The following is a 22,683-nucleotide window of genomic DNA, read 5'->3' as shown; positions in this document are numbered from 1 at the left end:
AATGAGGAGTCGCACTTGCTATAAGGTTTCGTTATAAGGAAGCACTTATTTTTGAATGTTGGTTTTATTTGACCAAATATGGCGGAGAAAATTATGGCCAATGTAGTAGTTGTCGGCACACAATGGGGTGATGAAGGCAAAGGTAAAATTGTAGATTGGTTATCAGAGCAGGCGGACATAGTTGTGAGATATCAGGGCGGGCACAACGCAGGTCACACATTGGTTATTGATGGAATTAGTTATAAATTGTCTCTTTTACCATCTGGTGTAGTTCGTGGGAAGTTGTCAATTATCGGTAATGGTGTTTTAGTCGATCCTCATCATTTTGTTTCGGAATTAAGAAAACTGCGTGAACAGGGTGTGAAGATTACACCAGAAATTTTACGTATCGCTGAGAATGCTCCTTTGATTCTGTCTGTGCATCGTGATCTTGATGTAATACGGGAAAGTGGTTTTTCAGGCTTAAAAATTGGTACGACAAAGCGTGGCATTGGTCCTGCTTACGAAGACAAGGTGGGTCGTCGCTCCATCAGAGTTATGGACTTAGCAGAATCTGATACACTTATGGAAAAAATTGGACGTTTTTTGGGACATCATAATGCTTTACGTCGTGGAATGGGTGTTGCAGAGATTGACTCTAAAGCGCTTTATGATGAATTAATGCAAGTAGCAGATGAGATTCTACCTTTTATGGATTGTACATGGCGTCTTTTAAATAAAAGTTATCTGATGAAGAAGCGCATTCTTTTTGAAGGTGCGCAAGGTGCGTTGCTTGATAATGATTTTGGAACTTATCCTTATGTAACGTCGTCTAATACAGTTTCTGGGCAAGCTTTCACTGGTTCAGGTATGGGGCTTGGCTCAATTCATTATGTTTTGGGTATTGCAAAGGCTTATACAACACGTGTTGGAGAAGGGCCTTTCCCAACAGAGCAGATTAATGAGATTGGTGAATTTTTAGGAACGCGTGGGAATGAATTTGGCGTTGTAACTGGTCGAAAGCGCCGATGTGGTTGGTTTGATGCTGTTTTAGTCCGCCAAATGGTAGTCATTTGCGGTGTTAAGGGTATAGCACTAACAAAGCTTGATGTTTTAGATGAGTTGGATGAAATTAAAATTTGTGTTGGTTATGAACTGGATGGTAAAAGAATCGATTATTTACCTTCTTCTATGAGAGATCAAGCCCGTGTGAAGCCAGTTTATGAGACAATGGAAGGTTGGAGAAAAACAACAGCACACACATCTAAATGGGAAGAGTTACCGGATCAGGCAATCAAATATATACGCTATATTGAAGAATTAACTAATGCAAGAGTAGCTTTATTATCCACCAGCCCTGAGCGTAACGATACAATCCTTGTTACTAATCCCTTTTTAGATTAAAGATTGTCTTTATCTTTTCTATATTTTTACACGAATAGAGCTTTGGAAGCTAATGAAAGTGAAATAGAAAATAATATTGTTTATTTTCTACATTCATCTTAGAATGTGGCGACAGTTATATCAATATACATAATAATCAATTTAAAAGGTTACAATGAATATGTTTTTGCCTTGAAACTAGGGTTTTCCTTAGTTTAAGAAAGATTATATAAGATATGGTAGATTTCGTTGGAATTTTAAAAAAAACAATTAATGCACAAAGTAATATTACACCACAAGTGCGTGAGCGAATTTATAAACGAGCTATCGAAACACTAGAATATCAATTTGTAGAAGCAGCAATACCACCGACGATAGCAAATGAACAAAGACAGATTTTGCGAGATGCTATTACAAATGTTGAAACAGAATATCGGGAAGGTGAAAAAAAGTTATTTTCTTCAGCAGTTGGGTGGCAATTTACAGATGTTTTTGAAGTAAATGACAAAAATACAAAAAACGCTGCATTGTCACGAGATGATAGTGTTTCAGTTTTGGTAACAGAAAAAAAACAAGAGTTCTCCGTTACAAATTTAAAGGATAGTGCGACATCTAATGAACTTTCTGCATTAGGTGTTCCAGATGCGGAGCCTGTCAATATGAATTTTCATCATTTAGCTTCTCAACATGTTGGTTCAGATATCTTAAAAGATTCTACTTCAGCGGCTATTGCGCAAATTGATAATTTTCACATTGTTTCGCATATTTTTTCTCAGGCTTTGCGGCGTGCAAATCGGCCGTCAATGCAGAAGCGTATCGCGATGGGTGCTGCTATTTTAATCAGTTTTATGATCTTGATCATCGGTATTTATCTTATTTGTAAATATATACTTGTGTTAAACGGTGGTCAATTATCAAAGGAAAAATCTCAAGTTTCTAGTGTGTTATCAAGACCATTTTCTGTTAACCAAAAATTAACACAACGCTTATTAGAGGATGGAAGTGAGGTCGATGTCGGTTTAGAGAAAATGGCAAGTTCTTCGAATGGAGAAGGAAAAGCAACAGCTGTTACTACTAATTTTCAATCAATTAAACAATTAGGTGAAGCTGTTTTATATCAAGAACGTACGAGTTATGATGCAGAAAAAGTGGCAACGGGTAGTGTACGGTGGTCACTTGTGAAGGAGTCCAATATTAATGGTGCTCTAGAAGAATCAATTATACGGGGTGATATAACAATTCCAGATAAAGGGTTATCATTACAGTTAACTTTACGTCGTAATACTGATAGATCTTTTCCTGCTGCGTATATTATAGATCTTATTTTTACTCTTTCTGATAAGTTTTCTGGTCACGCTATAAGTAATATTAAGGAACTGACTTTTAAGTTAAGTGAACAATCAATTGGACAAGCTTTAAAAAATACTGTTGTAGCAAAGATTAACGATAATTTTTTTCTGATTGCGCTAAGTGGTAATAATCCATTTCTGAATCAAAATTTACAACTTATGCAAGAATTAAATTGGATACACGTGGTGTTAACTGATGAAAATGGGCGCACAAACGAACTAACCTTTACAAAAGGATCAACAGGTGAAACTATCTTTAACGAAGTGCTTGAACAATGGCTTGCACAACAAGATAAACTAACGGTTATTGATGAAAAGAAAGAGTAATAATGCAAGGTTAGATAAAAAACTACACCCCCCCCCACACAGGAACTCACAAGACCACATCGAAAATATGAAATTGATATATGTGTTGTCTTACTCAATTGATGTCACAAGTGTGCAGACACAATCTGTTTTTTGGATAAAGCAGAAGCTTTAACGGATTGCTGCACTTTTTCAAATGCGCGCATTTCGATTTGTCTTACGCGTTCCCGACTTATGTTGAATTCACTTGAGAGTTCCTCTAGGGTAAGCGGCTCATCGCTCAGACGACGAGCTTTAAATATACGCTTTTCGCGCTCATTTAAATTATTCATAGCGTGCACCAACATAGAACGACGATTCTCTAATTCATCTTGTTCTATCAAAATCTGCTCTTGGTTATCGGAATCATCAACTAACCAATTCTGCCACTCGCTATTTTCACCTTCTTTTGTGTGTAGAGGCGCATTGAGTGAAGTATCACCACTTAGCCGACGATTCATTGACACTACTTCACTCTCAGTAACATTTAATCTAGTCGCGATCTCTTTAACCTGTTCTGCGTTAAGATCACCATTGTCAAGTGCCTGAAGTTTGCTTTTTAACTTACGAAGATTGAAAAACAATCGCTTTTGATTTGCGGTTGTTCCCATTTTTACCAAACTCCAAGATCGTAACACATACTCTTGAATTGATGCCTTAATCCACCATATCGCATAAGTTGCAAGGCGAAATCCGCGCTCTGGTTCAAAACGTTTAACAGCCTGCATAAGCCCGATATTTCCCTCTGAAATAACTTCTCCGATGGGTAATCCATAACCCCGATATCCCATCGCAATCTTAGATACTAAGCGCAAATGACTAGTGACCAATTTATGCGCAGCCTTCAGATCATGATGTTCGCGGTAACGCTTGGCTAACATATACTCTTCGCTTGGTTGAAGTATCGGAAAACGATGAATTTCCTCTAAATAACGATTCAGTCCTCCATCACCTATTGTTACTGATAGTAAATTCATATGGGCCATATAGCACCCTCCTTTTGCATGAATTCCCTGATAAGGCGAATTCTATTTCCAGACATTACATGACTATCTTTTGCAATGCTGCATGTTATCATAATTTTTAATTTTGTTCAAAAAGAGATATTGTATAAATATAATTTTATTATGAAGTTATGAAAAAGGCAAAAGTTTCAATTCATTTCTTTAAAATAATCTATGAGTTCAGCCATATCTTGGGGAAGTGGTGAGGAGAAAGACATGATTTCACATGTAGCAGGATGTTCAAAGGTAAGACACGTTGCATGAAGTGCCTGTCGATTGAATTGATCAACTATGCTTCGAATTTTGGGATTTAGTGTATTTAATTTTGTTTTAAAAGCATTGCCATAAACAGTATCACCTATAAGTGGGTGTCCGATATAAGCCATATGAACACGAATTTGATGTGTTCGTCCAGTTTCTAGACGACATTCTATAAGACTAGCGCAAGATGTTGTGTCTGCACAGGTGCCATATTTTTCAAGTACAGTAAAATGTGTAATAGCGTTACGAGCATGAATATTTTTGTTATGGACAACAGCTTGTTTTGTTCGATTATGGGGAGAGCGTCCAAGAGGTGCATTGATTGTTGAGATATTACGGCTGGGAGATCCCCAAATCAAGGCATGATAGCGTCGATCCAAAGCTCCAGTGCGCCCATGATCCGCAAATTGAGTGCTAAGGTTTTTATGAGCAGGATCATTTTTTGCGATAACCATGACACCGCTTGTATTTTTATCGAGACGATGAACAATGCCTGGGCGCTTAACGCCTCCGATACCAGATAAACTACCACTACAGTGATAGATAAGGGCATTGACTAATGTTCCAGCCCAATTACCATTGCCAGGATGAACAACGAGACCTGCTGGCTTATTAATAACAATGATATGATCATCTTCAAATAGAACATCCAATGCAATATCTTCACCGCTAAGTTCTGCATCATTAAGTGCAGGCATTGTCAATTTAATCATTTGATTGGGTTTTAATTTTGTTTTTGGTTCTTTTATTAATTGATCATCAATTTTGAGGTATCCTTCACGGATAAGGGTTTGCAAACGCGAACGTGACATCTCATTATGGTATTGTTTAGTAAGCCACTGATCAAGTCTTTGCCCAAGAGAATCTTCACCTGTTATCCATTGTGTCACTTCAGGATTCCTATTAAGTTTTTAATAAGATTTTTTTTACCAATATGAAATTGCTTTGGTGTCTAAAAATTCTTTAATTCCCCATAGCCCACCTTCACGAGCACGTCCAGAAGATCCTACTCCTCCAAAGTAACTGCCATCGGGTAAGTTATGTCCATTAACTTCTACCATACCAGATCGTACTTGCGCGGCGATACGACGACATTTGCTTTGATCTTGTGATTGTATATAGTTTGTGAGACCATACTCTGTTGCATTGGTCAAGGCTACAGCTTCATTTTCTGTACTAAAAGGAATAATTGATAGGACTGGACCAAATATTTCTTCTCGAAAAATGCGCATATTAGGTTTTACATCTGCAAATACTGTTGGACGGACATAGTAACCACGTTCCATTCCCTTCGGTAAACCGGTCCCACCTGCAACAAGAGTTGCTCCTTCATCAATTCCGGATTGTATAAGCGCTTGAATTTTATCATACTGTTGTTTTGATACTACGGGACCAATATGATCTCCTACTTGATGGCTTGAGTTAACTTTTATTTTTTCGGCAATATCTTTGGCTTTTCTTATAGCTTTGTCATAAATGGCTTGTTCTACAAGCATGCGTGTTGGGGCATTACAGCTTTGTCCACTATTATGAAAGCAATGTTGTACACCACGTTTAATAGCATCTACATCGGCATCAGCAAAGATGATATTAGCTCCTTTGCCTCCAAGTTCGAGACATACTCGTTTTAAAGTGTCGCTAGCGTTCTTAGAAATAGCTTTTCCTGCTTTGGTTGATCCAGTAAAACTTATCATTTGTACATCTGGATGAGTAGATAGGTAAGAGCCGACATTAACACCATCTCCATTTATTAAATTAAAAACGCCTGCAGGTAGAGCCGCTTCATCTAAAATCTCTGCAAAAAGTATAGCAGAAAGAGGAGCAATTTCAGAGGGTTTTAATACCATAGTACAGCCAGTCAATAGAGCAGGGATAACTTTAAGAGTTATTTGGTTCATTGGCCAATTCCATGGAGTAATCAATCCAACGACACCGATAGGATCATAGTGAAGAATTGCTTGCGTGTTGCCTTCTATTAAAACATCTTGGAATGAAAATTTTTTGAAAGCCTTTATAAAGTTAAGAATATGATAACTACCAGCGGCAGTTTGTGCATTGCGCGCTATATCAATAGGCGCTCCCATTTCCATGGAAATGGTTTTAGCTATATCTTCAGAGCGTTTTTCGTAGATCTCTAAAATTTTTTCAACGAAGCTAAGACGTTCGCTTGGTCGGGTCATTTTCCAGTTTTGAAAAGCTTTTTTAGCAGCACTAATTGCTTTATCTACATCTCTTGTGTTACCAAGGCTAATGACGGCACAGGCTTCTTCTGTTGATGGATCAATAACATGAAGATCATGAGGGATATTTGGATCATCCCATAGACCATTGATATAAAATTTCCTTTTATTCAACATAGCCTATCTCCGCCTATTTCCCATTTTTTGCTATAAATTCTGTATATCATTTACACCTTTTATAACGATAATAACAAGAACAATCTCATAAAGGGTGATGAAAGTGAACCATTTTTCAGTGGTGGATAATGGAAAGTTGTAGGAAAATTATTTGTATAACATAGGAAAAAAGAGGATGATCGGTGATGTTTCTGTCATTTTTGTGATGGAGTGTAACTATACGGTATTATGCATTTTACAATTTACGTAGGAAGTATTGGGAGAAAGCAGCGCTTATAGGCAATTTTTTTCATTAAAAAGTTGTTTCCAGCAAAAGGTTATTAACCTTCATACTATAATCTTTATGCATTCTTTTGAAAGAAGCGATTGTTCTCGTTGCTATAATTTTGTTGGGTATCATGCATAATTTGAAAAAAACATCCATTTCTACGTTTTTTCTTTCTGATGAGGGTGCGGAGGATAAATCAAGAGAAAATTCATCTACTAAGGTTACAGAGATCTTTTCCTATCCGGAAGTATGGAAAAAGGCTTTCACTCTTGGACAAAATGTGCGTTTTACGCGAACACCAGAAGTTGAAATTTTGCGGCGTCGCATAGAAACTGATCCAATTTTTGCAAAAAAGTTTAAAATTTTTTCAGAGGAAGAGCGGAAAAAGCTTACAAACATTAAACACTTGAATAAAAAAACAACAAACTCAAAATCAACAGAAAGAGAAATTAATTCTAGATCGGTTAAGAATAATGAGAATAAAAAAGAGTCGTTTTGCGATTCAACAGTTCTAAGACAGTTATCACGGAAGACTGTTAGAACTATGAGTGAGAAAGATAGCACTCTGATTGAGGAAGATAAGGGGAAGCATAAGTTATCGATAAAAAACGTAGAGCAAAAAACAAAATCTACTTTTCATCTATCTGATGATGCGTTTTTTGAGTGTGAACCTTTTATATTAGAACAGGTTGCTACTAAAATTTCAAAAAAAAATGCGACGTTTCTTGGTTCCGAGAGTGATGAGGTTATATTAGATACAACTTCTACCTTTAATGAATCAATTACTACTCTTTACCGTATTCTTGAATACCGTTTTCCCAAATTTTACGATTCAATTGCATCAGAATCTTCAACCAATGGTATTCGAGGAACAAAACAAATTTCTGATTCAGGGTATGAAAAAAGTGATGCCGCTCAAGAAATTCAAATATGTAATTCTGAGCGTGTTGTTGGAGATTCTTCTGATACTTTAGGTGATGTAGGAGCTACTACAGTAACCAATAAGTCCTGTAATATTGAAAGTTATACAACAAGAGATGTGAAAAAAAAATCAGCAGATTTTTCAGTTATGAAAGTAGCGAGCAAAGCATTGCAAGCTACTAGTGTACCATTGGGAGTAGGAAATTGTAATTCTTCTCTTATGTCAAATTTTCAATCCTTTGATTACAGTACTTATGAATTTCCTCCGATCAATTTGTTGCAGGAGCCTGTGTTTCATGGCGGAACGATTATTACACGCGAAATATTGGAGCGTAATGCCGAGCTTTTGGAAAAGGTTTTGGAAGATTTTGGCATTAAGGGTGAAATTATTCACGTTCATCCAGGGCCAGTGGTGACAATGTATGAATTTAAGCCTGCAGCTGGGGTAAAATCATCTCGTATTATCGGTCTTTCTGATGATATTGCTCGTTCTATGTCTGCTATTTCTACACGTGTTGCTGTAATTCCTGGACGCAATGTTATCGGGATTGAGTTGCCAAACACAGTCCGTGAAACAGTTTATTTACGTGAATTAATCCAATCCAGCTCTTTTCGAGAAAGTCAATTTAAATTAGCTCTTGCTTTGGGGAAGGGGATTAATGGTCAGCCTGTAATTGTAGAATTAGCTAAAATGCCACATTTATTGGTTGCAGGGACAACAGGATCAGGAAAATCTGTAGCGATTAATACGATGATCTTATCAATTCTTTATCGAATGACCCCAAAGCAATGTCGTTTGATTATGGTTGATCCTAAAATGTTAGAACTTTCTGTTTATGATGGTATTCCACATCTTTTAACGCCTGTTGTGACTGATCCCAAGAAAGCTGTTACAGCTTTAAAATGGGCGGTGCGTGAAATGGAAGAGCGTTACCGTAAAATGGCTAAATTAGGCGTGCGTAATATTGATGGTTTTAATGCACGGGTTTCGCTTGCAGCAGAAAAAGGCGAAACAATCGTGTGTACCGTGCAATCGGGTTTTGATAAGGAAAGTGGAGAAATTCTTTATCATGAAGAAGCGATGGATTTGACACAGCTTCCTTATATTGTGGTTATTGTTGATGAAATGGCTGATCTTATGATGGTAGCTGGTAAAGAAATTGAAAATGCTATTCAGCGTCTAGCGCAAATGGCGCGTGCTGCGGGTATTCATCTTATTATGGCAACACAGCGGCCTTCTGTTGATGTTATTACGGGTACGATTAAAGCGAATTTTCCTACCCGTATTTCTTTTCAGGTAACATCAAAAATTGACAGCCGTACAATTTTAGGAGAACAAGGTGCTGAAACACTTTTGGGTCAGGGAGACATGCTTCATATGGCTGGTGGTGGGCGCATCATTCGTGTTCATGGGCCTTTTGTTTCTGATGAAGAAGTTGAGTCTGTAGTTGCGCATCTTAAAATACAAGGAAAACCTGATTATTTAGCAACAGTGACGAATAGTGAAGATGATAATAAAGATATAGAATCTGTTAATTCGGTTGTCGGAAATGCTGTAGAAGAAAATCTTAACGGTGATGGTGATGAACTTTATATGCAAGCTGTTAAAATTGTCATGCGTGATAAAAAATGTTCAGTGTCTTATATTCAGCGGCGTCTTTCTATTGGTTATAATAAGGCTGCTTCCCTTGTTGAGCGAATGGAAGAAGAAGGTATTGTTGGAGCTGCTAATCATGTTGGTAAACGTGAAATTTTGCTCCATGAGGACAATAATAAGCAGTATGATTTCAAGGATGCGTCACTGTAGTTAGTGAAAGGTTAATGCTTGATTTATTTTATAAGAATTGTTGTAATTTTTTGTTCATTGATTGAGAAGTGTTCAAAGCTTTATTTTTTATAAATTTTAACGATATTATTAAGTTAGGTAGGATGCTATTTGCATTTTTTGATTGAAGTCACAATTGGCAAATTTCTCGATTGTATGTACGCTATTGAAACGAAAATAAGCTGAATGGTAGACAAAAATTTTCTCAGTTTGTGGTGGTTTTTTCGCACCACTTTACTTAAAATATGGACTAAGAATAGCTGATTTTGTAATGTTTCGAAAGAGTAAGTTAAGTGTTCAGCTTATATTTTTTATATTTTAGGATTTAATTTTCATGAATTTTCTGGTCAAGCTCACGATAGATAGTATCAGGTATTTAGTAGTTGCATTGAAGAAGCTTTGCCTTAGAATGAACGGATTGTTCGATAAATTCTGCTAGTTGTTCAAATTAGCTTTATATTAAACTTTCTTCTTTGCAAATTTTTGTTGTCAAACAGTATCTTGTGGTGGTCGTGGCTTTGGTGTTTTGAAAATGCAGGAAAAAATACAAGAAGAAAAAGATAGAACCTCAGATACAAAAACGTTGAGTCTTTCAGAAGCAGAGCGTTTAGCTTTTCGTGAAATTGCAGAGCGGTTACGTGGTGATTTACATTCAGTTTCAGGGGACGAGCATTTTATTGAAGAAACAGCAGTTAATCTGCCATGTGCACAGGCATTGCCCATAAGTGTTATAGAACAAGCTCTCATAAAAGAGCCAGCAGTAGTTTTATCATTATTGGATGCGTCTATTGATGGTGTTTTGTGGCTAGATGAACAAGGGTTCATTCAATCAGCTAGTAGTGCTGCCTTAGTATTAACTGGCTATGAAATCAATGAATTGTTGGCTCAGCCATTATCATCATTATTTACTTTGCAAAGTCGATTTTTGGTTGAAAAATATTTTCACTCAATCCGTGTACAAGGAAAAAGTAATGTTTTTAATCGTAGCAAGGTGGTTTATTTAGTAACGAAAAGTCATAAAAAGGTAGCGATTTCTGTAATGATTGTGCCTTTGGCACAACAAGGCAGTTATGCTGTTATGCTGCACGATATGACGGAAGGAGTTCTTTTAGATAAAAAAGTAGAAGAGAATAAAATGGTTGGGGTTGTACATGAAATGCGGACACCTCTGAATGCTCTCATTGATTTTGCAGAAATTATGAGGGATAGGCATTGTGGTTTGATAGAGAATGAGCGTCATCGTGGGTATTTACGTGATATTATATCATCAGGAAAATATATGTTATCATTGGTTAATCGATTACTCGAGTGCTCAAAAACAAATCATTCTAATTCAGATATCGGGGTAAATTCATCCCTCATGGCTGAAGCATGTAATGTAATATCTTGTTTGCGTGCTAGCATGGATTTTCTTGAGACACGGGCTAATCATAACGGTATTATCATGCGTATTGTTGCGCCGGTTCATGTGCCATTCATTTGTGTATCGCAACAGATATTGCGGCAAATTATGTGGAATCTTCTTTCCAATGCTATTCGTTTTACACCGTCGGGTGGGCGAATTATTGTCCATGTTTCTTACGGAAAAAAAGAGAGAGTGAAGATTTCGGTGAGTGATAACGGTACAGGCATGAGCAACAAAGAGATTATACAGGTGATGCAGCCCTATGGTCAAGTAGAGTGCAAAGACGGCCGATTCAGTGATAGAATTTTTATCAAAAGCGGTTTAGAGCTTCCAATATGTAAAGCTATGGTAGAAGAGAGTGGTGGTCAATTTTTATTATTTTCAAAACCTAATTATGGGACAACTGTTGAAATGTTTTTTCCCGTATTCCATGGGTAATACCAAATATAAATTTACTGTTTCTTGGCTAATAAATCCCTGATTTCTGATAGCAGTTTTTCTTCTAGAGACATTTCTTTTGGACTTTCCTGTTCTTCTTGTTTTCTGCGTACTTTATTCATGCCTTTAACAAATAGAAAAAGAACCCACGCAATAATAAGAAAATTGATGAGTAAAGTTATAAAATTACCATAGCTAATGGTTGCACCGGCTGCTTTGGCCGCGCTTAATGTAGCTTGTTTTTCACCAGCAAGCTGAATAAACATATTAGAAAAATCAATTCCGCCTGTGATCAGGCCAATGATTGGCATAAAAATATCATTAACAATTGAATTGACTAGTCCTCCGAAAGCACCTCCTATAATAACACCAATCGCAAGATCAATCATATTTCCTTTTAAGGCAAATTCTTTAAACTCTTTAAGCATTACTTTTTCCTGTCTATGTATTCGATATATGGTAATTCTAATTATCGCTTTTAATAGAAAGGGAAAGGGCAGTTTTTATTTTCTTGCTGGCGTTATAGTACAAATATTAAAATTCTTTTCTAGAAGTATTATAATACGTTTAAGAGTTTATATATAGACTTGATATTTCAGAATCGAATAAAATTCATAAAGAATAGTATCTGTTCTATTTCTTAACTAAAAATCAAAAATTATGCTTAGTTTATAAAATCATTTCGAGACTGTTAGGATAATATTCTTTTAAAAATGGTACATACTTTACAGATTATTTGTTAACTGTGTTAATGGATTATTTTAAGTTTTAATGTTTGAACAATTAAGAAAGAAAAGAAAGTCTTTTAAAGAGTGGAAAGATCTTTTTCTGAGCAGTTATTATAAACAGTAGAAAGGAGATGTTTTAATATTTTTTTCCTCTCCATAGGGGGGGTCAATAACTCTATGGGTAGGCATGATTAGCGATTATACCATGCACGTATAGTATTTTTACGTTTTTATTTGGATAGTATGTTATCTTTAATATTGGTGATTTGTGTTAAAAAGTTGAAGTAAAGTGTAATGGATCGTTTTATGTTGTGGAGAGAGATTAATGGTTTTTTTTCGTTGTATTGGTCGTCCCGCTTTATTTATGTTAGATCCAGAGCATGCGCATCGTTTAGCGATTATTGGGCTGAATAGTGGATTAAACCGTTGTCAAAAGGTTGTTGATGGGCGTTTATGTGTGACTGTTGCTGGTCTTAAATTTGAAAATGTTATAGGTCTTGCAGCAGGTTTCGATAAAAATGCGGAGGTTGTTGATTCTGTTTTTCGTTTAGGATTTGGTTTTACTGAGATTGGTACAGTTACGCCAAAATTTCAGGTTGGAAATCCTAAGCCACGGCTTTTTCGCTTAAGAGAAGATGAAGCGATTATTAACAGAATGGGCTTCAATAATGATGGCCATAAAATCATTTACAACAGGATTCGTGCGTGTAAACGTCTCGGCATTATAGGTATTAATATTGGTGCCAATAAAGATACGATTGACAAAATTGATGATTACACTGCTGGTATTGCCTGTTTTTATGATGTTGCTGATTATTTTACAGTTAATATTTCTTCACCCAATACGCCGGGTTTACGCGCTCTACAAGCTAGGGAAAGTTTACACATCTTGATTAATGCAATTTCACAAGCACGCAGTGAACAAAAGAAAAAGCATGGATTCTCCATTCCAATTTTTTTAAAAATTTCTCCTGATTTATCAGATAAGGAACTGGATGATGTTGCTGAAGAGATAAAATTTTCTGATTTTGATGGTTTAATTATTTCTAATACTACTGTTTCACGCAAAGGATTGATGGATAATACATCTTGTAACGAAGAAGGAGGGCTTTCTGGACGTCCACTTTTCGAGAGCTCTACTATTGCTCTTGCAAAAATGCGTCAAAAATTAGGTAAAGAGATTGCAATCATTGGTGTTGGTGGCGTAAAAGATGCACAAACAACTTTGGAGAAAATTAAAGCTGGTGCAGATTTAGTTCAACTGTACAGTGGCATGATTTATGAAGGTCCGAATCTTATTGTAACTATTCTAGAGGAGATTTTGCGACTTATGCAGCAAGATGGTGTGGATAATATACAAGCTTATCGTGATCATACTGTTGATTATTGGGCAAAACGCGCCCTTCCTTTATGATAAAACGATTTTTTTAACAAAAAATACAGGATTCTTTTTAAGGGGCTTGCAAACTCTTCTGATCTTCCTTATGTCACAATGGTAGAGGGTTGAAGATTTACCAAATGGTAGATAATTGTTAGGCACTGACTTTTATGCGGTTGTAGCTCAGTTGGTTAGAGCGCTGGTTTGTGGCACCAGAGGTCGTAGGTTCAAATCCCACCAACCGTACCAATTTTTCACTATGTTGAATATAATAAGCAGCGTATAGTGATTGCAGGGTGTATTTACCTTGATAAGGGCTGTGCTATTTTTAAAATTAAGCTGATAAAATTTTTGAGTAGCATTCATACATGATGTGTATGGGGCTTTGTTGTTTTTGTGAGTTGGTATACTATGGCTGTTAAAAATGGTGAACATATGAAAAGCAAAGGCTTGGAGCCCGTTTCTGGTTTTCTTAAAAATTTACGTGGCGTAAATAATTGGGAGCAAGTTTCGCAGTGGCTCTCCTTTCGAGGTGTAGAAGATATTGAGTGTATTACACCTGATCAAGCAGGTGTGGCGCGTGGCAAGATGATGCTTTCTAAAAAATTTATATCAGAGACATCATTAGCATTGCCTTCAGCAGTTTTTATGACGACAATTTCAGGAAATTATCCTGAAGATGGCCATGGTTTTGAGTATCCAAAAACAGATGGTGATCTACGTCTTGAACCTGATCTTTCAACATTGAGTATTGTTCCATGGGAAGATGCTCCTACCGCACAAGTAATTTGTGATCTTGTGTATCAAAATGGGCAGATTGTTGATTATACGCCGCGAAATGTTTTACGAAAAGTGGTGAATTTTTATACTCAAATGGATTTAAAGCCGGTCGTTTCTCCAGAAATTGAGTTTTATTTGGTTCAAAAAAATCCTGATCCAGATTATCCTTTAGTTCCTCCAGTTGGCCGTTCTGGGCGTTCAATTGGTGGTGGGCAGGGGTATTCGATTGCTGGTGTAAATGAATTTGATGATCTGATTGATGATATTTATCATTTTTCGGAAGAACAAGGGTTAGAAATTGACACACTCATTCATGAGGAAGGAGCTAGTCAATTTGAAATTAATTTACGTCATGGCGACCCGATTGAATTGGCTGATCAGGTTTTTATGTTTAAACGAACAATTCGTGAAGCAGCACTTAAGCATAATATGTATGCAACTTTTATGGCCAAACCTATTCAAGGTCAACCTGGATCCGCGATGCATATTCATCAATCGATTATTGATAAAAAAACGAATAGTAATATTTTTACTGATAAGGATGGTAAAGAAAGTGTTTATTTTTATCACTTTATTGGTGGATTGCAAAGACATATGGCTGGAGTGCTTGTGATGCTTGCTCCTTATGTAAATTCTTATCGGCGTCTTATGCCTAATGTTTCTGCTCCTGTTAATTTACGATGGGGGTATGATAATCGTACCACAGCTTTTCGTGTGCCACGTTCTGCTCCACAGGGACGGCGCGTTGAGAATAGGCTTCCATCATCGGATGCTAATCCTTATTTAGCGCTTGCGGCTTCCTTAGCTTGTGGTCTCATTGGTTTGCAGCAAAAGATTGAGCCAGATGCACCCACAACAAATAGTGTAAATTCTGATAACATTGAATTACCTCGTGGACTCATTGAGGCTGTTAATTTATTTGAGCAAGATACAGATATACGTGCTATTTTAGGAGATATGTTTGTAAGTACTTACGCTGCAATTAAACGACAAGAGTTTGAGACTTTTATGGAAGTTATTAGCTCGTGGGAACGTGAATATCTCTTACTTAACGTTTAAGTTTTATCAATATGATTGATTATAATCCCATTTCTCCAGGAATTTCTTGGTATGAAGATACTTTAGAAGAGCGTCCCAATTATCCATCTTTTTGTGAACAGATACAATGTGATGTAGTTATTGTTGGAGGGGGATTTACAGGCCTTTCGGCTGCTTATCATTTAGCTAAAGCTGGAGTTAATGTTGTTTTGTTTGAAGCTTCACGTTTTGGTGATGGTGCTTCGGGGCGCAATGGCGGTCAATTAGGAACAGGTCAGCGACAATGGGTAGAAACGCTGGAGAAAAAATATGGGTTTGAACGAAGTAAAGCGCTGTTTGATTTAGCTGAAGAAGCCAAAAAGGATATTTTATCTTGGTGTGCTAATCCTGATTGTCATAGCGATTTTATGGCGGGACAGCTTTCTGTTATCCATAAAAAGCGTGAGGTAATATTTTATCAAAGGCATGTTGAGACGATGCAGCGTTATGGATACTATGGACTCACTTTTATGGATAGGGATGAAGTATCTAAACGGCTTGGTTCATCTTTTTATCATGGCGGTATTTATGATGCGGACACTGGTCATATAAATCCTTTAAAATTGGTTGTTTGGTTGGCACAACAAGCAAAAAATGCTGGCGCTAAACTTTATGAGAAAACACACGTAACTGCGATAGAGAGCAATGGTAGATACCGTGTAGTGCGAACAGAACACGGCAATGTAACAGTTGAGCATGTCTTATTGGCGACCAATGCGTATCAGCTTGGGCTTCAGCCTTTTGTTAAGAGAAATATTGTTTCTATCCGCTCTTATATCGGCGCAACTGAACCATTATCAAAGCATAATACGATTCTTTTAGGAAACGAATCAGTAGATGATTCCCGTTTTATGGTTCGTTATTTTCGCAAAAGCATTGATAATCGCTTATTATTTGGTGGAGTAGAAAGCTATGATAATAAACACCCTACGAATTTAGACGAGCGTATACGACGGCAGATTGTTGAAATTTATCCTCATTTACAATCTATAAATTTGACTCATTGTTGGGGAGCAACGGTTGCGATCACAGTTGAACGGATGCCTTATGTCCGCCAACTTTCTTCTGGTATCACTTATTGCGGCGGTTACTCTGGGCATGGAGTCATGCTTGCTCCCTTTATGGGAAAATTATACGCTGAGTGGTTGACAGGAAAGCATGAGCGTTTTGAATGTTTTCGAGATTTAAAAATTTCATCTTTCCCAGGAGGAAGATTTTTGCGTTATCCGCTTATACTTTTAGCAATGCACTGGTTTTCCTTAATGGATCGTTTTTAATTGAATTTTCATACTCGAGTAGAAAAATAAATATGTCTATGGTTAATAAAATTTGTCTAATTATCTGATTGTTTATGTCCACTCTAATGAAGATGTTCAGTAGTTGTTAATGATCAAAATTCTAGCGATATGTAGTTTCATAATATTTCATTGTCTGTGAGTAGTGTAGTTTTGATGCTTATAAACACTTGTTTATAAGTGTTATTTGTGAAGATAAAATACTATTTGTACATCGTGATGAAATTGAAATTGGTTGGTGTTTAATTGATTCAATTCTTGAAGGATTGGTTGCAGTAAAGAGGCTTCATAGATATAGCGTATGGTTCGTAGAAGTTTTCTACCTCAGACATTTTAATAAAATGTGATAGGTGTATGTAGAACCACTTAGTTTAGAGCGATTATGATGCACAAAATGAGTATTGACCGTTTAAATTTTGAAACTCCTACTACCTTAGCTTTGGCATTGGCTGATCGAGTTGCAGCAGAGCTTAGTATATCTGTCCTAGAGCGTAAACAAGCAATTCTAGCAGTTTCTGGTGGAAAAACGCCAGAACTGTTTTTTCATTATTTATCTAAAGCAGATATTGATTGGAAAAATATTATCATAACCTTGGTTGATGAATGTTTTGTACCTGTTAATCATGAGCATTCAAATGAACATATCGTTCGGCGTTACTTATTGCAAAATTTTGCAGCAAAAGCGCGTTTTGTGGGGCTTTATCATAAAGCAATTACTGTTGAGCTTTCTGCTTTTTCAGCAGCTAATCGCATAAATACTTTGCCTAAACCATTTGATGTTGTTGTTTTGGGAATGGGTATTGATGGACATACTGCTTCCTTTTTTCCTGATGCTGATCGTTTAAAGCAAGCGATCGATATTCAAACGCAGGCGCTCGTTTTACCTATTCATTCAAAAAGTGTTCTTGAACCAAGACTGACATTGACTTTGCCAGTTATAATACAATCTCGCTCTATTATTCTTCATTTTGAAGGTTTTAGGAAGCGTGATTTTTTTGAAGAAGTTTGTCAGGATGGATCTGAAATAGAAATGCCTGTTAGAGCGGTTTTGCGTCATGCTCATAGTCTTGTCCAGATCTATTGGTCTCCTTCAGAAAATGAAATAAGTGAAACAAAACATGATATGGGTACAGAAGATGCGTAATCTCTTTTGGTAACAAGATATGCACATAAATAAGGAGTGATCATCACATTTTTAAAAGAAATTGCTGCTAGTTATGCAAAGAGTTTACGATCGTTTTGTATCAATTTTTAGTATAAATTTATCTAAATTGTTTGTTAGCTAGATCTTTAAAATAATAAATGCAATGTTTGGTATAACCTTTTTGTGTCCATTAATTAATTGCGTAGATCAAAGTCTATCTGTTACGATGGCACAAATATAAAAGAGTGATATGAATGTGATAAAAATGTGTATTACCTTCAGAATTTTGGTATGGGCAGATTATGAGATAGAGCGGTAGCTTTAAGTGTGTTAACCATTAGCATGGCGATCGTCATAGGTCCAACTCCTCCTGGAACGGGTGTGATGGCGGCAGCTTTTCCTTTTATTTCTTCAAAATCGACATCACCAACAAGACGTGTCTTTTTTGCACCTTTTTCTGGTGACTCAATGCGGTTAATGCCAACATCAATAACAATGGCACCATTTTTAACCCAGTCTTTTTTAATCATTTGTGGGTGGCCTACGGCAGCTACTAGAATATCAGCACTGCGACATACATCATCAAGGTCATGAGTACGACTATGCGCAATAGTTACAGTAGCATTAGCTGCTGTTAAGAGGGCAGCCATAGGCTTTCCTACAATATTTGAGCGCCCAACAACAACAGCGTCAAGACCCGATAAGTCTTTTCCGCATAGTCGTTCAATCATCATCATGGCGCCAGCTGGTGTGCAGGGAATAATCGCATTTTCAAGTGCATTTGTTGCAAGTTTTCCTACATTTACGTAATGAAAACCGTCGACATCTTTTTGAAAATCTATAGCTTGCGTTATGCTGTTTGTATTAATGTGAGCAGGTAAAGGAAGTTGAACCAAAATACCGTGGATTTTAGGATCAGAATTTAAGGTTTCAATGAGTTTAAGGAGTTCTTTTTCTTGTATTTCTTTGGAAAGGATATGCTTTTTTGAAAAAAAACCACATTCTTCAGCTTTTTTACTTTTTGATGAGACATATACATGGCTTGCGGGGTCATCTCCAACAATGATAACGGCGATACCAGGTTGTATATTATAGTTGTTGAAAAGTTTTTTTGTTTCATCCTTAACTTTTACAATAATCTCTTCAGCGAGTTTTGTACCATCTATAATGTTGTCCATGGGAGAGATCCTTTTAGTAGGGCGGTTTGTTTTTTTTTAAAGTATTTACTGACAATTCAATAAAACTTTGTAATAATGTTGGTTTGAAAATGGTAAGGATATTTCTATAGTACTGTATATTTTTTATTCTTCGGAATAATTTACAATAACCTCCTCGTTAGGAAGCGGCAACGCTGCTATTCCAATAAATTTTGTATAAGGGCAAAAATAATATATTGGATCGATATATTACAGATTTTAAGATTATCAAAAGTTTTTTATAATGTTTCGTCCTTAATTTGTTTGTTCTAAAGGTGCAAGCATAAAGGGGCGTTTGTGGCTAGAATAATAATTTTGATTAGTTTGCTAGATTTGGTATTTTCATTTTACTGTTTTTATCAAGGGATACAGTTGGTGTTTGTTTAGCAGAAGCAGGATTAGAGCACATGTATGAGTTATCATGTGCAATTAATTACATGATTCACATAATTGATTCTTTTTTCTCATTCTAAAATATTTTTCTTAAAATGTTATATTAGCATCATAAATTGATAATATCACACTATTGATGAAGGCTAAATGAAATCCTACTGCAGGCTAGATAGGCATTTATAGACTCTTGGTCAGTCAGAGCTCCTTTATCACTGTATGAAACAGCATTGAGATGTCTTCTATCCAGATTTATGGGGATTTGAATGATATATACAAGATTAAAAAAACATGTTTAATGAATAATGATGCCTTATAATACATCCAAGGGATATTTAAATGAGGTTTTAAGATGACATTACGATGGGATTACAATTGTTTAATGTGTATAGCGGTGAGTGGAAGCCTTATATATTTTACACGAGAACGTTCCATATTTTGAATGCATCTAAAAAACATCAATTTATATTATTCGGCGAGCATTTTACGAATATAAAATGCTATAAAGTATGGTAGCACATGCATTTATTGAATTTGAGAAGAAATTCCATAACCATCTTCGGAGATTGTGTGCTTTCCATCTGCTCCAACAGAGCCGATTCCTATAGTAAGAACAATAAAAGCTAGGATAGTGGTGACAGTGATAACTGCAGCTTTTTTAGCAGACATGTTTTCTCTCCAATTATACAATATTTACTGAATATGGTTGTGCATGATATATCATTATAAATTCATTTATTTGGGAACAGAATCACTTAACATTCCATTTGTTCCATTATTATCTCATAAAGCTAAAAAAATTCTATAGTCCCATAGGTACGATTTTGTTATTATGTATCTTTTTCATTTTCTTGACGATCGTAGTTATCTCTGGCAGAATTTTTTTATGCGCATAAATTATAAACTTAAAAGATTATTTATTCGACAGCCACTTTTTTTGAATGAAGAAATAAAAATAGAGGGTGCGCAAGCTTCTTATCTTGTACATGTGTTACGTATGCAAGAAGGAGCAGAGATTTTGCTTTTTAATGGACAAGATGGCGAGTGGCTTGCTAAACTTATTGCTGTTAAGAAAAAATTTGTTGTTGTTCAGCTTACACATCAAGAAAGATTACAAACAGCTCCTTCAAGTCTTACTTACTGTTTCGCTCCACTCAAAAGCGCTCGTCTGGATTACATGGTACAAAAAGCTGTAGAAATGGGGGTATCTGTTCTGCAGCCTGTCGTAACACATCACACACAAGTTACTCGTGTTAATATGGTGCGCATGAATGCTAATGTTATAGAAGCATCTGAACAGTGTGGCATTTTATCTCTTCCTGAATGTGTACCGGCTGTGTCATTAACAGAACTTTTAGCAGGATGGAATGAGACGCAGCCTTTGTTCTTTTGTGACGAAGCGCACAAATCGCGTCATTCATTATCTTGTTTAAAAAAATACGCAATTACAGCATTTGGCGTTCTCATTGGTCCAGAAGGTGGGTTTAGTGAAGAAGAGAGAAAATTTTTAAAAAAACATTCTTTTGTGGTTCCTATCTCATTAGGTTCACGTATTTTACGTGCTGATACTGCAGCTGTTGCTGCTTTAGCTCTTCTTAATGCTACTGTAGGGGATTGGTCAATTGATTGAGAAGTTTGAAAAGTTATTATAAACCATTTAGGTGAAGTGATAAAATTAATGATAGGATAAAACAATTTATGGCACTTGATATAACTGATGAAAGTGAAATTTATGACTTAGATTCCTTGGTCAGCTACTTCCAAGGGGGGTGCAAAGTAGAAAATGAATGGCGGGTTGGTACAGAGCATGAAAAATTTCCGTTCTATATAGATAGTTTTTATCCTGTTCCATATGAAGGTGAGAGGGGAATTCGTGCACTTTTAGAGGGTATGCAAAGAGTTTTGGGATGGAAACCTATTTTTGATAAAGAGAACATTATCGGGCTCATAGGGCCAGTTGATCAAGGTGCTATTTCTTTGGAACCTGGAGGACAATTCGAATTATCTGGTGCACCAGTGAAAACGATTGTCCACACTTACCGTGAGGTGATGAAGCATTTATCTTTGCTTAAGAAAGTTTCAGAGCCGTTGGGCATAAGTTTTCTAGGCATTGGTGCTAGTCCAAAGTGGACATTAGCTGAAACTCCGCGAATGCCTAAGTCACGTTATCAGATTATGTCCAATTATATGCCAAAAGTTGGTCAAAGTGGTCTTGATATGATGTACCGAACATCGACTATTCAAGTTAACCTTGATTTTTCATCTGAAACTGATATGCGGCGAAAAATGCAAGTATCAATGAAGCTGCAGTCTATTGCTACAGCATTGTTTGCTAGTTCACCTTTTACTGAGGGACGTCCCAATGGCTTTTTGTCTTGGCGCTCTAAAATTTGGTGTGATACAGATAATCAGAGGTCTGGAGTTCTTCCTTTTGTCTTTTCTAAGAATTTTGGCTTTTTAGATTATGTTGAATGGGCACTTGATGTGCCAATGTATTTTGTTGTGCGCGATGGGCACTATTATGATTGCACAGCTATAACTTTCCGACAGTTTATGAATGGAGCATTAAGAGGGAAGATTGAAAATTCAATGCCTAATATAGGAGATTGGGTTAATCATTTATCGACTTTGTTCCCTGAAGTACGTTTAAAACGGTTTTTAGAAATGAGAGGTGCCGACGGTGGTTCTTGGAAGCGTATCTGTGCATTATCAGCTTTTTGGGTTGGACTTCTATATGATAGTGAAGCACTTAACGAGGCAGAAGCTTTGACAAAAGATTGGTGTTTTGAAGAGGTTTTGGATATGCGCAATCGTGTCCCTAAAGAGGGATTGAGAACGCCTTTTCGTCAGACTATAATTTTAGAATTGGCGCGTCAAGCTGTTGCTATTTCACACAAAGGTTTAAAAAATCGTAGAAAATATGACAAAAATGGTGTTGATGAGACAAATTTTTTGGCTCCCTTGGAAGAAGTTATTGCAATAGGGCAAACAGATGCTGAGAAATTTTTATCTTTTTACCACTCTATTTGGAATAAATCCGTAGAACCAATATTTATAGAATATGCTTATTAAGATTAGGATCTTTGAAGAAAGAAAAGTTCACTTCTTAATAGAATAAACGACCTTTGAAAATAAGCATATGCTCTTACACAATGAATCC

At 36.4% G+C, this 22,683-nt stretch carries 16 protein-coding genes, 1 tRNA gene and 1 pseudogene; 12 read left to right on the top strand and 6 right to left on the bottom strand.

Annotated features, from left to right (window positions below):
- Window positions 1-93 precede the first annotated feature (93 nt).
- Window positions 94-1,383, top strand: coding sequence for an adenylosuccinate synthase (locus tag V3565_RS02455; protein WP_455478731.1), 1,290 nt, complete (start codon window positions 94-96; stop codon window positions 1,381-1,383).
- Between the two features lie 215 nt (window positions 1,384-1,598).
- On the top strand, window positions 1,599-3,038 hold the full coding sequence (locus tag V3565_RS02450; RefSeq protein ID WP_455478730.1) for a hypothetical protein: 1,440 nt from the start codon (window positions 1,599-1,601) through the stop codon (window positions 3,036-3,038).
- Window positions 3,039-3,142: 104 nt separating this feature from the next.
- Here V3565_RS02450 and rpoH read toward each other — a convergent pair whose 3' ends face one another.
- The 3 genes from rpoH to V3565_RS02435 all read right to left on the bottom strand — a co-directional run bounded on the left by rpoH (window position 3,143) and on the right by V3565_RS02435 (window position 6,678).
- Window positions 3,143-4,042: an RNA polymerase sigma factor RpoH gene (rpoH, locus tag V3565_RS02445; protein ID WP_455478729.1), complete on the bottom strand. Its 900-nt coding sequence runs from the start codon at window positions 4,040-4,042 to the stop codon at window positions 3,143-3,145.
- 167 nt (window positions 4,043-4,209) lie between these two features.
- Window positions 4,210-5,211, bottom strand: a complete 1,002-nt coding sequence (locus V3565_RS02440) for an RluA family pseudouridine synthase (RefSeq protein WP_455478728.1) — start codon at window positions 5,209-5,211, stop codon at window positions 4,210-4,212.
- 36 nt (window positions 5,212-5,247) lie between these two features.
- Window positions 5,248-6,678: an aldehyde dehydrogenase family protein gene (locus V3565_RS02435; RefSeq protein WP_455478727.1), complete on the bottom strand. Its 1,431-nt coding sequence runs from the start codon at window positions 6,676-6,678 to the stop codon at window positions 5,248-5,250.
- Between the two features lie 398 nt (window positions 6,679-7,076).
- On the opposite strand from V3565_RS02435, the gene V3565_RS02430 reads away from it, so the two are divergent.
- Both V3565_RS02430 and V3565_RS02425 read left to right on the top strand, forming a co-directional pair.
- Window positions 7,077-9,674, top strand: coding sequence for a DNA translocase FtsK (locus V3565_RS02430; RefSeq protein WP_455478906.1), 2,598 nt, complete (start codon window positions 7,077-7,079; stop codon window positions 9,672-9,674).
- Window positions 9,675-10,224: 550 nt separating this feature from the next.
- On the top strand, window positions 10,225-11,535 hold the full coding sequence (locus V3565_RS02425) for a sensor histidine kinase (protein WP_455478726.1): 1,311 nt from the start codon (window positions 10,225-10,227) through the stop codon (window positions 11,533-11,535).
- A 14-nt stretch (window positions 11,536-11,549) separates the two neighbouring features.
- Here V3565_RS02425 and mscL read toward each other — a convergent pair whose 3' ends face one another.
- On the bottom strand, window positions 11,550-11,963 hold the full coding sequence (gene mscL, locus V3565_RS02420; protein WP_455478725.1) for a large conductance mechanosensitive channel protein MscL: 414 nt from the start codon (window positions 11,961-11,963) through the stop codon (window positions 11,550-11,552).
- 625 nt (window positions 11,964-12,588) lie between these two features.
- Between mscL and V3565_RS02415 the strand changes: the two genes are divergently transcribed.
- The 6 genes and pseudogenes from V3565_RS02415 to pgl all read left to right on the top strand — a co-directional run bounded on the left by V3565_RS02415 (window position 12,589) and on the right by pgl (window position 17,937).
- Window positions 12,589-13,677, top strand: a complete 1,089-nt coding sequence (locus tag V3565_RS02415) for a quinone-dependent dihydroorotate dehydrogenase (RefSeq protein ID WP_455478724.1) — start codon at window positions 12,589-12,591, stop codon at window positions 13,675-13,677.
- A gap of 136 nt (window positions 13,678-13,813) precedes the next feature.
- Window positions 13,814-13,890, top strand: a tRNA-His gene (locus V3565_RS02410).
- A gap of 162 nt (window positions 13,891-14,052) precedes the next feature.
- A complete protein-coding gene (locus tag V3565_RS02405) occupies window positions 14,053-15,480 on the top strand; it encodes a glutamine synthetase family protein (protein ID WP_455478723.1) in 1,428 nt (475 codons plus the stop codon).
- Window positions 15,481-15,491: 11 nt separating this feature from the next.
- Window positions 15,492-16,775 carry an NAD(P)/FAD-dependent oxidoreductase gene (locus tag V3565_RS02400; RefSeq protein ID WP_455478722.1) on the top strand — a complete coding sequence of 428 codons (1,284 nt, stop codon included), beginning with the start codon at window positions 15,492-15,494 and terminating at the stop codon, window positions 16,773-16,775.
- Window positions 16,776-16,960: 185 nt separating this feature from the next.
- Window positions 16,961-17,140, top strand: a pseudogene (locus tag V3565_RS02395) (hypothetical protein); the annotation flags it as partial.
- Window positions 17,141-17,178: 38 nt separating this feature from the next.
- Complete coding sequence (gene pgl / locus V3565_RS02390; RefSeq protein ID WP_455478905.1) at window positions 17,179-17,937, top strand: 6-phosphogluconolactonase; 759 nt, start codon at window positions 17,179-17,181, stop codon at window positions 17,935-17,937.
- Between the two features lie 278 nt (window positions 17,938-18,215).
- Here pgl and folD read toward each other — a convergent pair whose 3' ends face one another.
- Together folD and V3565_RS02380 are read right to left on the bottom strand one after the other, a co-directional pair.
- Window positions 18,216-19,115 (bottom strand): bifunctional methylenetetrahydrofolate dehydrogenase/methenyltetrahydrofolate cyclohydrolase FolD, encoded by a 900-nt coding sequence (gene folD, locus V3565_RS02385; RefSeq protein WP_455478721.1) that lies wholly within the window; start codon window positions 19,113-19,115, stop codon window positions 18,216-18,218.
- Window positions 19,116-20,048: 933 nt separating this feature from the next.
- Window positions 20,049-20,192 (bottom strand): hypothetical protein, encoded by a 144-nt coding sequence (locus V3565_RS02380; RefSeq protein ID WP_455478720.1) that lies wholly within the window; start codon window positions 20,190-20,192, stop codon window positions 20,049-20,051.
- Between the two features lie 217 nt (window positions 20,193-20,409).
- Here V3565_RS02380 and V3565_RS02375 point away from each other — a divergent pair, with 217 nt between their 5' ends.
- Window positions 20,410-21,153, top strand: a complete 744-nt coding sequence (locus V3565_RS02375) for a 16S rRNA (uracil(1498)-N(3))-methyltransferase (protein WP_455478719.1) — start codon at window positions 20,410-20,412, stop codon at window positions 21,151-21,153.
- Between the two features lie 68 nt (window positions 21,154-21,221).
- Window positions 21,222-22,595 (top strand): glutamate--cysteine ligase, encoded by a 1,374-nt coding sequence (locus tag V3565_RS02370; RefSeq protein ID WP_455478718.1) that lies wholly within the window; start codon window positions 21,222-21,224, stop codon window positions 22,593-22,595.
- The last annotated feature ends 88 nt before the right edge of the window (window positions 22,596-22,683 follow it).

It is taken from the genome of Bartonella sp. B10 (assembly GCF_053794435.1).
This window is presented reverse-complemented; position numbering and strand designations above follow the sequence as displayed.